The following is a 14567-nucleotide window of genomic DNA, read 5'->3' as shown; positions in this document are numbered from 1 at the left end:
GGTCTCACACGGCTTTTCGCGGATGAGCGCCGCCGCGGTGGCCCGGCGCGAACCGAGGAGCCGCCGTATCAGGCGCGGATCAGGTAGGTGGCGCCCCGGCTCGTCAGCGAGCCGGGGCGCCGGGGGCTCAGAACCGTCCCAGCTCCTGTGCGGTGCGATCCACCGCGATCTTGGTCTTGCCGACCAGCTCGTCGATCTCGGCACGGGTGGCCACCAGGGCCGGCGCCATGATCATGCGGCCGAGGGTGGAGCGGATGATCAGCCCTTCCTCGAAGCCGATGGTGCGGCAGCGCCAGGCGATATCGTTCTCGTTGGCGAAGCGCTTGCGGGTGGCCTTGTCCTCGGCCAGCTGCAGCGCGGCGACGAAGCCGGTGCCCTGGATATCGCCCACCAGCGGGTGGTTGCCGAATACCTCGCGCAGGCACTGCTGCAGGTAGGGGCCGGTGTCGTTCTTCACCTGGCTGACCACGCCTTCGTCGCGCAGCGCCTTGAGGTTGGCGATCGCCACCGCCGCCGCCACCGGGTGGCCGGAGTAGGTCAGGCCGTGGGCGAACACGCCGCCCTGCTCCACCAGTACCTCCGCCATGCGCTTGCTGAGGATCAGGCCGCCCATGGGGATGTAGCCGGAAGTCAGGCCCTTGGCGATGGACAGGGTGTCCGGCTCGAAGCCGAAGTGCTGGTGGGCGAACCATTCGCCGGTACGGCCAAAGCCGCCGATCACTTCGTCGGCGCACAGCAGCACGTCGTACTTGCGGCAGATGCGCTGGATTTCCGGCCAGTAGGTTTCCGGCGGGAAGATCATGCCGCCGGCGCCCTGGAAGGGTTCGGCGACGAAGGCGGCGACATTCTCGGCCCCCAGCTCGAGGATCTTTTCCTCCAGCTGGCGCGCGGCGCGCAGGCCGAATTCCTCGGGGGTCAGGTCGCCGCCATTGACGAAGTAGTACGGCTCGTCAATGTGCGCGATGTCCGGCAGCATGCCGCCCATTTCGTGCATGAACTTCATGCCGCCGAGCGCGGTGGCGCCCAGGGTGGAGCCGTGGTAGCCGTTCCAGCGGCCGATCATGATCTTCTTCTGCGGCTTGCCGAGGATCTGCCAGTAGCGGCGCACGGTGCGGATCAGCACCTCGTTGGCCTCGGAGCCGGAGTTGGTGTAGATGGCGTGGCTGTAGTGGCCCGGCAGCAGGCTGAAGAGCAGCTCGGACAGCTCCACCACCGCCGGGTGGGTGGTGTGGAAGAACATGTTGTAGTACGGCAGCTGCTCCAGCTGCTGGGTGGCCGCGGCGGTGAGGTCCTTGCGGCCGTAGCCGAGGTTGGTGCACCACAGGCCCGACATGCCGTCGAGGTAACGCTTGCCGTCGTTGTCCCAGAGGTGGAGGCGCTCGCCGCCGACGATCACCCGCGGACCCTCGGCGTTCAGCGCCTTCTGGTCGAGGAAGGCGTGGATGTGGTGGGCCGCATCGGCTGCCTGGTAGTCACGGGTTTCGCGTTGGGCCTTGAATTCTGCGTTCATCGATGGGGTCTCCTCGTCCCGTTTTCTGTTGCACCGATGCTGGCCGAAGCCGCCGGGCAGGGAAAATACTTAATTTGTCTTCGAGCTATATGAAAAAACTGCCTTGCCCGCCGGACGCCCAGACGGCGGCTGCCCGGCTGGGTGCCGGGCACTGGGGCAGGATGACGGGCGACGAAGTGCACGCCGCCCGTCCCTCGCAGCGTCAGTGAGGCTCTTCCATCTCGTGGTGCAACAGGCCGAGGATTTCCCGCTTCATCTCGATGAACTGGCGCTCCATCACCATGTCCATGTCCCGCGGGCGTGGCATGGGCACGTCCATCTCGCGCTTGATCCGCCCCGGCCGCGCGCCCATGACATAGACCCGGTCACCCAGCAGGATGGCTTCGTCGATGTCGTGGGTGACGAACACCACGGTCTTCTTGCTGTGCTCCCAGACCCGCAGCAGCAACTGCTGCATCTGCATGCGGGTCTGGCTGTCGAGCGCGCCGAAGGGCTCGTCCATCAGCAGGATCTGCGGGTCGTTGGCCAAGGCCCGGGCAATCGCCACCCGCTGCATCATGCCGCCGGAAAGCTGCTTGGGATAACGGTCGGCGAATTGCGCCAGGCCCACCTCATTGAGGTAGAAGTCGACGATCTCCTCGCGCTCGGCGACGGGCATGCCCTTGCGCTTCAAGCCGAACTCGATGTTCTGCCGCACGCTGAGCCAGGGGAACAGCGTGTAGCTCTGGAACACCATGCCGCGGTCGGCGCCCGGCCCCTCCACCCGCTGGCCGCCGACGAAGATGCTGCCCGAAGTGGGTTCGGCGAGCCCGGCGGTGAGGTAGAGCAGGCTCGACTTGCCGCAGCCGGAGGGGCCCACCAGCACCGCGAACTGCTGGTCCGGCACGCTGAGGGAGACATTCTCCAGGGCGGTGAAGGTCTGCCCATCGGGCGTCTGGTAGCGCAGGCTGACCTGCTCCACCCGCAGCCGGGCCTGCTGGTTGTCGGTCGCGGCAACGCCGACCGGGGAATCTCTGTGCATTGCGGTTACTGCGCCCATGAGGCCACCTTCAGTCGGAGCAGACGGAACAGTTGGTCGGTCACCAGCCCGAGCAGGCCGATGATGGCGATGGCGAGGAAGATCACGTCCACCTGGAAGCCGCGCATGGCCTTCAGGCTGATGTAGCCCAGGCCGCTGCTGGCGGCGACCAGCTCAGCCACCACCAGGTAGGTCCAGGCCCAGCCCATGGTCACCCGTAGGGTATCCAGCACGCCGGGCAAGGATGCCGGGCCGAGCACGTGGAAGATCACATCGCGGCGGTTCGAGCCAAGGGTGTAGGAGGCGTTGATCAGGTCCTTGGACACGCCCTTGGAGACGTCGGCGATCATCACCAGCTGCTGGAAGAACACGCCGAAGATGATCACCGTCACCCGCTGCTCCAGGCCGATGCCGATCCACAGGATGAACAGCGGTACGAAGGAGGTCACCGGCAGGTAGCGAATGAAGTTCACCAGGGGTTCGAGCAAGGCCTGGACGATGCGGAAGCTGCCCATCAGCAGCCCCAGCGGCACGGCCACCAGGGACGACAGGATGAAGCCGATCAGCACCACCTCGACGCTGGCCAGCACATGCTTGCCGAGGGTGCCGTCGGCGCCCAGGCGCCCGGCCGCCTCCAGCACCGCGCCCGGGGTGGGCAGGAACATCGCCGGCACCAGGCCGCCGTAGGACAGCCCGGCCCAGAGGCCGAGCACCAGGAGCCAGCCGAGGGTGCTGGCGCTCAATATCAGCTTCGCCGGCAACTCGACCTTGGGGGTCAGGCAGCGGCTGAGCCAGTTCTGCTTGGAAGTCATGATGCTCTCCGCTTACGGGGTGACGAACCGGGTATCGACCAGGTCGTCATAGCTGACATCGAAGCGCTTGCCCTGCAGGCTGCTCCAGGTTTCGTTGGCCAGGCGGATCACACCCTTGATCTGCCCCGGCTTGCCGGGCGTGCCCAGCAGCGCCTCGCTCATGACCTGGTCGTAGAAGCGCACGCCCTTGGCCGCATTGGCCAGTTCCTTCGGGTCCGACAGGTAGCCGCCGACGCCCTTGGCCATGATCTCGTGGGCCTTGTCGGGGTTGTCGCGGGTGAACTGCACGGCCTTGTACAGGCCCTTGACCAGCGCCTTGACGTCTTCCGGCTGCTTCTCGATCACGTCGCAGGACAGCGCCACCACGTCGACGATCACGCCGGGCGTCTCGGTGCTGTCGATCAGCACCTTGCCCTGGCCCTTCTGGCGCACCATCGACAGGTGCGGTTCCCAGGTCACGGCGGCGGGCACGCGGCCGGCGATGAAGGCGGTGGCGGCGTCGTCGGCCGTCATGTTCTGGATATCCAGGTCAGCCATGCTCATGCCGTTGTGCTTGAGCAGGTAGGACAGCCAGAACTGCGAGACGGAACCTTCGTTGACCGCCACCGACTGGCCCTTGAGGTCCTTCAGGCTGGCGACCTTGTCGCCCACCAGCACGCCGTCGCCGCCGTAGCTGTCGTCGAGCGCGGCCACGGCCTTGAAGCAGAACTCGCCGGAGCGGTACTTGAGCACTTCGTCGATGGTCGAGGCCGAACCGGAGAGCTGGCCGGACGCCTGGGCGGCCATGTACATCGAGGCCTCTTCCATGGTGGTCAGCTCGACGTCCAGGCCCTGCTCCTTGAAGAAGCCGAGGTCGCGGGCCAGGTACAGGGTGCCGTAGCCGACCCAGGTGGTATGGCCGATGGACAGGGTGCCGGCCTGTGCGCCGGTGGCGACGCCGGCCGCCAGGGCGGTGCAGCAGAGGGTTTGGGTGATGCGATGCAGTTTGAACATGGAACAGTCTCCCGCAGCCTGATGGCTTTGCTTGTTGTTGGATTGCAGGGCAGTTGCTGGCCAGAAGGCCAAGGTCGTTCCACTGCGCCGGCCTCTGGTGGGCCGGCGGCAGGCAGGGGCCCGGCATGCTGCCGGGCGGGATCGGGGCCGGACCGGCCCCGGGTGAATCGGTCACTGGGTCAGTGGGTGCCCTCCAGGGCTTCGGGGCGGAACAGGTCCTTGCGCATCACGACCTTGATCCACACCACCGCGATCACCGACACCAGCCCCAGCACCACGCCGGCGATGCCGAAGATCTTCCCGGTCATGTCCGGGCTCGGCGATGCGTACCAGATGGCGTAGAGCATCCCGGCGATGCCGAAGAGTTGCGGCAGCGGATAGAACGGCGTCTTGAACGGACGGGCGATGGCCGGGTAGCGGCGGCGCAGGGCGATCACATCCAGGTGGACAATGATGTAGGCCAGCAGCCAGGCCAGCGCGGCGGCCAGCAGCAGCAGGTTGACCGAGGCTGCGTCCTGGCCCAGTACCAGGATCGGCAGGCCGGTGATGGCCGACACGAACAGCACCGACACCCAGGGGGTACGGGCACGTGGGCTGAGGCGCTTGAAGATCGGGAAGGCCTGGCCGTTCTGCGCCATGCCGTAGAGCATGCGCGGAATGGACGCGAGCGAGGAGTTCAGGGTGCTGAAGGTGGCGGTCACCGAGGCGATCACCAGGAACAGCTCACCGGCCTTGCCGAATACCTTGGTGGCGAACAGGTAGTGCGGCAGCGCGTCGGTGGTCAGCGCTTCCTGCGGCACCATGAACAGCGCACCCAGGCAGTAGAGACCGATGGTGAGGAAGATCACCGTGAGGCCGATGATCATCGAGCGCGGGATGTTGCGCTCCGGCCGCTTGGTTTCCTCGACCAGCGGGCAGACGAACTCGGCGCCGACGAAACCCCACACGGCCAGCGCGGTGAGGGTCAGCACACCGGCGCCCATGGGGTTCCAGTCGCCCTGGATCACGGTGCTGGCGGTTTCGCTCGGCGCGCCTTCGACGATGGCGGCAATGCCCAGCAACAGCAGCACGAACACCATCACCACCGCCAGCGCGGTCTGCAGCTTGGCGAAGATGTCGATGCCCATCAGGTTGAGGACGGTGAACAGGCCCAGCACGCCGAAGGCGATGGTGAACGGCGGGAACACGCCCGGGTAGATCTTGCCAACGATCAGGTCGAGCAGCAGCAGCTCGGCCGACAGCGCGAACATGGCCACGACCACGTAGCCGGAGAAGGTGGAGAGGATGGCCGGGAAATGCCCCAGTGCCACTTCGGTGTAGCTGGAAAGGCCGCCAGCGCGGGGAATCATCAGCGACAGTTCGGAGAAGGAAAACGCGTAACTCAGGGCCAGCAGGTAGGCCAGCCCCAGCGGCACGATGAAGCCCAGGCCGGAGAATCCGGCGCCCTGCAACATCAGCACCATTACCCCCTGTGACACCACCAGGCCGATGGCGACGGACAGCAGCGCCCCCAGACCCAGCACCCGGCGAAAACCGCCGGCTTCCGCCTGCCCATGGGCAGGAACGGACACACTTGCACTCATGACACTCTCCAATCTTGTACTTGTTATTGCCCGGCCGGCCCGAGGGCCGGTGGGTTCATGCTGCGATGCGCGCCAGCTGGCGCCCTCGCCTTTCTCGCTCCGCGTCGCCCGCCCCCTGCGATGCCTACGCGCAGCACACATCCGCAAGGTGGGCTGAAGCCCACCCTACGCATCTCGCTCAGCGCGCCGCCCAGGCGTTGAAGCGCTCTTCCAGCTCCTCGCCGTGGTTGACCCAGAACTCCGCGCTCACCAGTTGCGCCTCGGCCAGGTTGGCCGGCGCGGTGGGCAACTGCGCCTGGGTGGCGGCCGGCAATTGCGCCAGGGCGTCCTTGTGCACCGGGCCGTAGGGGATCTGGCTGGAGAAGGCCTTCTGGGTCTGCGCCTGGCTGGCGAAGACGATGAAGCGTTCGGCCAGCGCCTTGTTCGGGCTGCCGCGGACGATGGCCCAGTGGTCCGGGTCGTAGAGGTTGCCGTTCCAGACGATGGCGAGCTTGGAGCCCTCCTTCTGCGCGGCGGCGATGCGGCCGTTGTAGGCCGCGGACATCACCACGTCGCCGGCCACCAGCCACTGCGGCGGCTGGGCGCCAGCTTCCCACCACTGGATATGCGGCTTGATCTCGTCCAGCTTGCGGAAGGCGCGGGCCACGCCGTCCGGGGTTTCCAGCACCTTGTAGAGGTCTTCGCGCTTGACCCCGTCGGCCAGCAGCGCGGCTTCCAGGGTGTACTTGGCGCCCTTGCGCAGGCCGCGCTTGCCGGGGAAGCGCTGGACGTCCCAGAAATCCGCCCAGGAGCTGGGCGCGCTGGCCAGCTTGTCGGAGTTGTAGGCCAGCACCATGGACCAGACGTAACTGGCCACGCCGCATTCGCTGACGGTATTGGGCATGTAGCTGGCCGATTCGCCGAGTACGGCCGGGTCGATACGCTCGAACAGGCCCTCCTCGCAGCCACGCAGCAGTTCGGGGCTTTCCACCTCCACCACGTCCCAGGTCACCTGGCCGATATCCACCATGGCTTTGACCTTGGACAGCTCACCGTTGTACTCGCCGGCTACTACCTTGCCGGCGCCGCTCTGTTCGAAGGGTTTGAAATAGGCGGCATCCTGCGCGGCCTTGGTGGCGCCGCCGAAGGAGATCACCGTGAGCTTGTCGGACTGGGCCTGGGCCGAACCGCTGGCGGCGGCCAGCAGGGCAAGGCCGAGGGTGGCGCGGATGCACGGGGGCAAGGACTTGAACATGGTTACTCCCTCACTACTTGTAAGTTGTGGTCAGTTGCTGAGGCAGTGGTGGCCAGGCGGCCGGAGCCCGCGCGTGCACCACGCGACGGGATTGGATTTCTTGTTGTGAACGGCCGCTTGCTGCAGAGGCACGCGACCGGGTCGTCATCGCAACCTCAGCGCAGCTGGAACCAGGTGGTCTTCAGCTGGCTGTACTTGTCGAACGAATGCAGCGAGAGGTCGCGGCCGAAGCCGGACTGCTTGCCGCCGCCGAAGGGCACGGCGACGTCCAGGGCGTCCACCGTGTTCACCGATACCGTGCCCGCCTTCAGCGCGCGGGCCACGCGGTGGGCGCGGCTGAGGTCATCGCTCCACACCGAGGCGGCCAGGCCGTAGATGCTGTCGTTGGCCAGGCGCACGGCCTCTTCCTCGTCGTCGAAGGTGCTGATGGCCAACACCGGGCCGAACACCTCTTCCCGTGCCAGCTGCATGTCGCTGTGCACATCGGCGAAAACGGTAGGCTCGACGAAGTTGCTGGAGCCGTTGAAGGTCAGGCGCTTGCCGCCGGCGAGCAGCCGTGCGCCCTCCCCTTGCGCGCCCTCGATGAAGGCCATCACGCGGGCGGTCTGCCCGGCGTCGACGATGGCGCCGGCGCGGCTGGCCGGGTCCAGCGGGTCGCCGGGCATCCAGGCGCGGGCCTTGGCCAGCAGGCGTTCGGTGAACTCTTCCTGGATGGAGCGCTGCACGTAGAGACGCGAGTTGGCCGAGCAGACCTCGCCCTGGTTGAAGAAGATGCCGAAGGCGGCCTTCTCGGCGGCGAGATCGAGGTCGCGGCAATCCTCGAACACCAGGTTCGGGCTCTTGCCACCGCACTCCAGCCAGACCTGCTTGAGGTTGGACTGGGCCGAGTACTGCATGAAGTACTTGCCCACCTGGGTCGAGCCGGTGAACACCAGGCAATCCACATCCGGGTGCAGGCCGAGGGCCTTGCCGGCGCTCTCGCCCAGCCCCGGCACCACGTTCAGTACCCCTTCCGGGATGCCCGCTTCCAGGGCCAGTTCGGCCAGGCGCAGGGCGGAGAACGGCGACTGCTCGGCGGGTTTCAGCACTACGCTGTTGCCGGCGGCGAGCGCCGGCGCCAGCTTCCAGGCGGCCATGTCGAGGGGGAAGTTCCAGGGCACCACCGCGGCGACCACGCCCAGCGCCTCACGGGTGATGGTGGCCAGGGCATTCGGCGCGGTGGGCGCCACCTGGTCGTAGAGCTTGTCCAGCGCCTCGCCGTACCAGGCGAACACATGGGCGGCGCCGGGCACGTCGATGTTGTAGGCATCCATCACCGGCTTGCCCATGTTCAGCGAATCCAGCAGGGCCAGCTCTTCGCGGTGGGCCAGCATCAGCTCGGCCAGACGCAACAGCACCTTCTTGCGCTCCACCGGCGCCATGCGTGCCCAGGGGCCTTCGTCAAAGGCGCGGCGGGCGGTGCGTACGGCCAGGTCCACCTCGGCCTCGCCGCAGGCGGCGACGCGGGCCAGCAGCTGGTTGGTGGCCGGGTTGATCGAGTCGAAGGTGGCACCGGAGGCGGCGGCCACCTGGCGGCCACCGATCAGTGCCTTGTCGTTGAATGCTTGCCGGGCAGCCTTCTGCTGCCAATAGCCGAGATCGAACACGCTGCACTCCCAGTCGACCGTCTGCGCGGTCATGTTGTTATTCGGGTCGAGGCAGATGGTGCGACAGCTTCCGGCAGAGGAAAATTATTAAAAATATGCTCGAGTCATATGAAAAAACTCGGCAGCCCGCGCGGTTCCACAGGCGCCGTCTGGGGTAAGGTGCAACCCACAACGACAAGCACAACGAGCCGCCCGCGCGAGCGCCCGCGGCCCAGCGACAGAGGTGCCCGTGGCTACCTATACCTTGCGACAACTCAAGTATTTCGTGACGACGGTGGAAGCCGGCAGCGTGGCCGAGGCCTCGCGCAAGCTGTATATCGCCCAGCCGTCCATCTCCACCGCCATCAAGGGCCTGGAAGAAAGCTTCGGCGTGCAGCTGTTCATCCGCCACCACGCCCAGGGCGTGTCCCTGACGCCCAGCGGCACGCGCTTCTACCAGAAGGCCCAGGAGCTGCTGCGGGTGGCCCGCGAGTTCGAGCAGAACGCCCTGGCCGACAACGACATCGTCGCCGGGCAGATCGACATCGGCTGCTTCGAGACCGTCGCCCCGCTCTACCTGCCGCAGCTGATCGCGGGCTTTCGCGAGAAGTACCCGGGCGTGGACATCCGCATCCGCGACGGCGAACAGCAGGAGCTGGTGCAGGGGCTCACCGCCGGCACCTTCGACCTCGCCTTCCTCTACGACCACGACCTGGACAGCACCATCGCGACCGAGCCACTGATGCCGCCGCAGAAGCCCTACGCCCTGCTGCCGGAAAACCACCGCTTCGCCAGCCAGGCCCAGGTCTCCCTGCGCGACCTCTGCCTGGAGCCGATGATCCTGCTGGACGTGCAACCCAGCCGGACCTACTTCGTCAGCCTGTTCCACGAACTCGGCCTGACGCCCAACATCGTCTTCAGCTCGCCATCCATCGAGATGGTGCGCGGCATGGTCGGCCAGGGCTTCGGCTTCTCCCTGCTGGTCACCCGCCCGCATTCGGAATGCACTTACGACGGCAAGAAGGTGGTCACCGTCGACATCAGCGAACCCGTGGCCACCTCGGGCCTCGTGGCCGCGCGCCTCAAGCGCGGCCAGCTGACCAAGCCGGCGCAACTGTTCGTGGACTTCTGCCGGGAACGCCTGGCGAGCAAGGGCGCCGCTGCTCAGGGCGCGCCGAACGGCATGGTCCAGTAATCGCCCGAGTCACTGCGCGATTGCGCGGTGAATCCGCTGCTGTGCTGTGGGGAATTGCGAGACTCGGTTGACGCACATGCGAAAATCCATATATTCGGCTTTCCGCATATACCGGGATTCGCCCCATGGCTGATCTGCTGACCCCGACCACCGTATTCAAGTGCCTGGCCGATGAAACCCGCGTCCGCTTGATGCTGCTCATCACCCGCGAGGAAGAGTTGTGCGTGTGCGAACTCACCTGCGCCCTGGACGAGAGCCAGCCCAAGGTTTCACGCCACCTGGCGCAATTGCGCACCTGTGGCCTGCTGGCGGATCGGCGCCAGGGCCAATGGGTGTACTACCGCCTCCATCCCGATCTCCCTGACTGGGTGCGCAGCGTGCTGAGCACCGCGCTGGCGGCCAACCAGCACTGGATGAGTCCCGATGCCAGGCGCCTGGACGCCATGGGCGACCGTCCTGAACGGGCCACTTTCTGCTGTCAGGCGCCGACCGCTGGTTGAGCGGCCCCGCCTGGCATTCGCATTTCCCCGAATAACCATCTGAGAACACAAGCATGAGCATCAAAGTCGGGATCAACGGTTTCGGTCGCATCGGTCGCCTGGCACTGCGCGCCGCCTGGGACTGGCCGGAGTTCGAATTCGTCCGGATCAACGACGTCGCCGGCGACGCCGCCACCCACGCCCACCTGCTGAACTTCGACTCGGTGCATGGCCGCTGGCACCACGAAGCCGGCGCCGATGGGGATTGCGTGGTGATCGGCGGCAAACGGATACAGGTCACCGCTAACCGGGCCATCGCCGACACCGACTGGTCGGACTGCGATCTGGTGATCGAGGCCAGCGGCAAGATGAAAACCGTCGCCGTGCTCCAGGCCTACCTGGACCAGGGCGTGAAACGGGTGGTGGTCAGTGCGCCGGTGAAGGAAAAGGGCGCGCTGAACGTGGTCATGGGCGTCAACCAGCATCTGTTCAATGCCGCCGAACATCGCATCGTCACCGCCGCGTCCTGCACCACCAACTGCCTGGCGCCGGTGGTCAAGGTGATCCACGAGAAGCTCGGTATCCGCCACGGCTCGATCACCACCATCCACGACCTGACCAACACCCAGAGCATCCTCGACCAGCCGCACAAGGACCTGCGCCGCGCCCGCGCCTCGGGCATGAGCCTGATTCCCACCACCACCGGCTCGGCCACCGCGATTGCGGAAATCTTCCCCGAGCTGCGCGGCCGGCTGAACGGCCATGCCGTGCGCGTGCCGCTGGCCAACGCCTCGCTGACCGATTGTGTGTTCGAGGTGGAACGCGCAACCACGGCGGAGGAAGTCAACCAGTTGCTCAAGGCCGCCGCCGAGAGCGAGCTGAAAGGCATCCTCGGCTTCGAGGAACGTCCGCTGGTGTCCATCGACTACCGCACCGACCCGCGCTCGTCGATCATCGATGCCCTGTCCACCCTGGTGGTCAATGGCACCCAGGTGAAGCTCTACGCCTGGTACGACAACGAATGGGGCTACGCCAACCGCACCGTCGAGCTGGCCCGGCTGGTCGGCCAGGCCGGCTAACAGGAGCGAGCGGCGAGCATGAATACCTTGTCAGCCTTGGCTCCGGAGGTGCGCCAGTACCTGCTGGTGACCGGCAATTACTGGGCCTTCACGCTTACCGACGGCGCCTTGCGCATGTTGGTGGTGCTGCACTTCCACAGCCTGGGCTACACGCCGCTTGAGATCGCCGCCCTCTTCCTCTTCTACGAGTTCTTCGGCGTCGTCACCAACCTGGTGGGCGGCTACCTGGGCGCGCGCCTGGGTCTGAACCGCACCATGAACCTTGGCCTCGCCCTGCAGGTGGTGGCACTGCTGATGCTGACCGTGCCGGCTCCGCTGCTGACCGTGCCCTGGGTGATGGGCGCGCAGGCGCTTTCCGGTATCGCCAAGGACCTCAACAAGATGAGCGCCAAGAGCTCGATCAAGCTCCTGGTGCCGGACGGCCAACAGGGCAGGCTGTACCAGTGGGTGGCGATCCTCACGGGGTCTAAGAATGCCCTCAAGGGCGTCGGATTCTTCCTCGGCGGCGCCTTGCTCGCCCTGCTCGGCTTCACCGGCTCCGTGCTGGCCATGGCCGCCGTGCTGGGATTGATCTGGCTCTCCAGCCTGTTCCTGCTGAAGAAGGATCTCGGCAAGGCCAGGATCAAACCCAAATTCCGCGACATCCTCTCCAAGAGCCGGGCGATCAACATCCTCTCGGCGGCGCGGCTGTTCCTGTTCGGAGCGCGGGATGTCTGGTTCGTGGTGGCGCTGCCGGTTTACCTGAGCACAGCGTTCGGCTGGGATTTCTGGCAGGTCGGTGGCTTCCTCGCCGCCTGGATCATCGGCTACGGCATCGTGCAGTCCCTCGCGCCAGCCATCACCGGCAAGCAGCGCGGGCATGTGCCGGATGGACGAGCCGCCTTTGCCTGGGCGGCCTTGTTGGCCGGCTTGCCCGCCGCCATCGCCGTGGGCCTCGCCGCGGGGTGGCCGGCCCAGGCCACACTGCTCGGTGGACTGCTGCTGTTCGGTGCGCTGTTCGCGGTGAACTCTTCGCTGCACAGCTACCTGATCGTCAGCTACGCGAAGGAAGACGGGGTGTCGCTGGATGTGGGCTTCTACTACATGTCCAACGCCCTGGGACGGCTGATCGGAACCCTGCTGTCCGGCTGGATTTTCCAGGCTTACGGGCTGGAGGCGTGCCTGTGGACGTCGACGGTTTTCGTGGTCGTGGCTGCCGTATTTTCCGCAGCGTTGCCGGCCCACCAGGGCAGGCCGGATGCGTAATCGCTTTTGACCGTCTGGACGCTCCGGGAAGTTGTCGGGGGCAACTGCGTTGCCCTTGGCGAATGAATTCGCCCCCACAAGGGTCTGTGCCCGCCCCATCCTGCGGGCCTGGGGCCCTGGCTTCGCAGGATGGTTTGGGCGGTGAAGAGACCCGAGCGGTCAGTTCAGCAACGAGCGCTTGCGCGCATAGGCGAAGTACACCACCAGGCCGATGACGAGCCAGGCGCCGAAGGCGATCCAGGTGGCGGCCTGGAGGAAGGTCATCAGCGTGAGGCAGAAGCCGATGGCCAGCAGCGGCACGACAGGGACGGCCGGGCAACGGAAGGCGCGGGGGAGGTCCGGGCGGCTCTTGCGCAGCACCATCACCGCGACTGCGATCAGGCAGAAGGCGGCCAGGGTACCGATGTTGATCAGCTCGGCGAGGACGTTCAGGGGAACGAGCGCGGCCACCAGGCCGAAGACGATGCCGACCATCCAGGTGGCGAAGAACGGCGTGCCGAAGCCGGGGTGAACGCTGGACAGGCGCTTGGGCAGAAGACCGTCGCGCGACATGGCGAAGATGATCCGGGTCTGACCGTAGGCCATCACCAGGATCACCGTGGTCATGCCGAGGATGGCGCCCAGGTCGACGAAGCCGGCGAACCAGTTTTCGTTGGCTCGCTGCAGCGCCAGGGAGACCGGGTGATCCACGCCAAGGAACTCCTGGTACGGAACGATGCCCGTCATGATCATGGACACCGCGACGTAGAGAATGGCGCAGACCGCCAGCGAACCGATGATGCCGATAGGCAGGTCCCGATCCGGGCGTTTGACCTCTTCGGCCGCCGACGAAACGGCATCGAATCCGATGAAGGCGAAGAACACCAGGGCCGCCGCGCTGAAGACGCCGCTGTAGCCGAAAGGTGCGAACGGCTGCCAGTTGGCCGGCTGCACATGGTTGGCGCCCACCACGATGAACAGCAGGACCACGGCAATCTTGATCGCCACCATCAGGTTGTTGACCCGCGCCGATTCGCGAATGCCGAACGACAGCATGGCGGTCAGGCCGATCATGATCAGCAGCGCGGGCAGGTTGATCCAGGTCTCGACGCCGGGGACCGAACCCGGGGCCGCCGTGAGTTCAACCGGCAGGGAAATCCCGAAGCCGCTCAGCAATGACTGGAAGTACCCGGACCAGCCGACGGATACCGCCGAACTGGCCAGGCCATATTCGAGCATCAGATCCCAGCCGATGATCCAGGCGACCAGTTCGCCCATGGTCGCGTAGCTGTAGGTGTAGATGGAGCCGGCAACCGGAACCGAAGAAGCGAATTCGGCGTAGCAGAGCGCGGCGAAGGCGCAGGCCATGGCTGCGATGACGAAGGAAATGGTCAGGGCGGGACCGGCGGTCAGGGCTCCGGTTCCCGTCAGCACGAAGATCCCTGTACCGACGATTGCACCGATGCCGATCAATACGAGATCGAAGGGGCCGAGGACCTTCTTCAATCCGCCAGGTGCCTGGCTGCTCATGACCATTGCGTCGAGGTTTTTGGTTCTGAATAGGCTCACAGCTGCCTCCGGGGCTACTTGTTTTTGTTGGGCTGCAGGCGGCCTGTCTCCGTGCCGAAGACCTGGGTAAAGGCGACATCAGCACTGCGGAGAAAGCTCGGGCCGTAATGGAATGTTATTTTTTTGATCAGGAAATGTTCTTTCCTTTTATTTTGTTTTTTCGCGTTTATGGTTAATAAAATTATCCATTCAACAGGGAATGCAGGCCCTGACGCGGCTGAGGCGGACCCAACAATCAACGGGAGG

12 protein-coding genes are annotated in these 14567 nt (G+C 65.8%); 4 read left to right on the top strand and 8 right to left on the bottom strand.

The window, feature by feature from the left end:
- Window positions 1-127 precede the first annotated feature (127 nt).
- From ACFW0H_RS11445 to ACFW0H_RS11415, 7 genes are all read right to left on the bottom strand, one after another.
- Complete coding sequence (locus tag ACFW0H_RS11445) at window positions 128-1510, bottom strand: aspartate aminotransferase family protein (RefSeq protein ID WP_422914018.1); 1383 nt, start codon at window positions 1508-1510, stop codon at window positions 128-130.
- 202 nt (window positions 1511-1712) lie between these two features.
- Window positions 1713-2549, bottom strand: coding sequence for an ABC transporter ATP-binding protein (locus ACFW0H_RS11440; protein WP_422914017.1), 837 nt, complete (start codon window positions 2547-2549; stop codon window positions 1713-1715).
- Window positions 2537-3340, bottom strand: coding sequence for an ABC transporter permease (locus ACFW0H_RS11435; RefSeq protein WP_422914016.1), 804 nt, complete (start codon window positions 3338-3340; stop codon window positions 2537-2539). Before ACFW0H_RS11435 ends, ACFW0H_RS11440 begins: the two co-directional genes overlap by 13 nt.
- A 12-nt stretch (window positions 3341-3352) precedes the next feature.
- Window positions 3353-4333 carry an ABC transporter substrate-binding protein gene (locus tag ACFW0H_RS11430; protein ID WP_422914015.1) on the bottom strand — a complete coding sequence of 327 codons (981 nt, stop codon included), beginning with the start codon at window positions 4331-4333 and terminating at the stop codon, window positions 3353-3355.
- Window positions 4334-4512: 179 nt separating this feature from the next.
- Window positions 4513-5916 (bottom strand): APC family permease, encoded by a 1404-nt coding sequence (locus tag ACFW0H_RS11425; protein ID WP_280375580.1) that lies wholly within the window; start codon window positions 5914-5916, stop codon window positions 4513-4515.
- A gap of 178 nt (window positions 5917-6094) precedes the next feature.
- Window positions 6095-7150 (bottom strand): ABC transporter substrate-binding protein, encoded by a 1056-nt coding sequence (locus tag ACFW0H_RS11420; protein WP_422914014.1) that lies wholly within the window; start codon window positions 7148-7150, stop codon window positions 6095-6097.
- Window positions 7151-7305: 155 nt separating this feature from the next.
- The gene (locus ACFW0H_RS11415) at window positions 7306-8796 is read right to left on the bottom strand and encodes an aldehyde dehydrogenase (protein WP_422914100.1); all 1491 of its coding nucleotides are present in this window, start codon (window positions 8794-8796) and stop codon (window positions 7306-7308) included.
- Window positions 8797-9025: 229 nt separating this feature from the next.
- On the opposite strand from ACFW0H_RS11415, the gene ACFW0H_RS11410 reads away from it, so the two are divergent.
- The 4 genes from ACFW0H_RS11410 (at window position 9026) to arsJ (ending at window position 12773) form a co-directional block, all read left to right on the top strand.
- Entirely contained in the window at window positions 9026-9970 is a 945-nt protein-coding gene (locus ACFW0H_RS11410) for a LysR family transcriptional regulator (protein WP_422914013.1), read from the top strand.
- A gap of 125 nt (window positions 9971-10095) precedes the next feature.
- The gene (locus tag ACFW0H_RS11405) at window positions 10096-10470 is read left to right on the top strand and encodes a metalloregulator ArsR/SmtB family transcription factor (RefSeq protein ID WP_422914012.1); all 375 of its coding nucleotides are present in this window, start codon (window positions 10096-10098) and stop codon (window positions 10468-10470) included.
- A gap of 53 nt (window positions 10471-10523) precedes the next feature.
- Complete coding sequence (locus ACFW0H_RS11400) at window positions 10524-11528, top strand: ArsJ-associated glyceraldehyde-3-phosphate dehydrogenase (protein ID WP_422914011.1); 1005 nt, start codon at window positions 10524-10526, stop codon at window positions 11526-11528.
- A gap of 18 nt (window positions 11529-11546) precedes the next feature.
- The gene (gene arsJ, locus ACFW0H_RS11395; RefSeq protein ID WP_422914010.1) at window positions 11547-12773 is read left to right on the top strand and encodes an organoarsenical effux MFS transporter ArsJ; all 1227 of its coding nucleotides are present in this window, start codon (window positions 11547-11549) and stop codon (window positions 12771-12773) included.
- A gap of 159 nt (window positions 12774-12932) precedes the next feature.
- On the opposite strand, the gene ACFW0H_RS11390 is transcribed toward arsJ, so the two are convergent.
- Window positions 12933-14321, bottom strand: coding sequence for an amino acid permease (locus tag ACFW0H_RS11390; protein WP_422914009.1), 1389 nt, complete (start codon window positions 14319-14321; stop codon window positions 12933-12935).
- Window positions 14322-14567 lie beyond the last annotated feature (246 nt).

This window comes from Metapseudomonas cellulosilytica (genome assembly GCF_049334135.1).
Taxonomy (GTDB): Bacteria; Pseudomonadota; Gammaproteobacteria; order Pseudomonadales; family Pseudomonadaceae; genus Metapseudomonas.
The sequence above is the reverse complement of the archived record's forward strand: the minus strand, read 5'-3'. Positions and strand labels throughout refer to the sequence as shown.

Coding starts and splice junctions, on each gene's coding strand:
- ACFW0H_RS11445 (WP_422914018.1), bottom strand. CDS start 1,510: ATGAACGCAGAATTCAAGGCCCAACGCGAAACCCGTGACTACCAGGCA.
- ACFW0H_RS11440 (WP_422914017.1), bottom strand. CDS start 2,549: ATGGGCGCAGTAACCGCAATGCACAGAGATTCCCCGGTCGGCGTTGCC.
- ACFW0H_RS11435 (WP_422914016.1), bottom strand. CDS start 3,340: ATGACTTCCAAGCAGAACTGGCTCAGCCGCTGCCTGACCCCCAAGGTC.
- ACFW0H_RS11430 (WP_422914015.1), bottom strand. CDS start 4,333: ATGTTCAAACTGCATCGCATCACCCAAACCCTCTGCTGCACCGCCCTG.
- ACFW0H_RS11425 (WP_280375580.1), bottom strand. CDS start 5,916: ATGAGTGCAAGTGTGTCCGTTCCTGCCCATGGGCAGGCGGAAGCCGGC.
- ACFW0H_RS11420 (WP_422914014.1), bottom strand. CDS start 7,150: ATGTTCAAGTCCTTGCCCCCGTGCATCCGCGCCACCCTCGGCCTTGCC.
- ACFW0H_RS11405 (WP_422914012.1), top strand. CDS start 10,096: ATGGCTGATCTGCTGACCCCGACCACCGTATTCAAGTGCCTGGCCGAT.
- ACFW0H_RS11400 (WP_422914011.1), top strand. CDS start 10,524: ATGAGCATCAAAGTCGGGATCAACGGTTTCGGTCGCATCGGTCGCCTG.
- arsJ (WP_422914010.1), top strand. CDS start 11,547: ATGAATACCTTGTCAGCCTTGGCTCCGGAGGTGCGCCAGTACCTGCTG.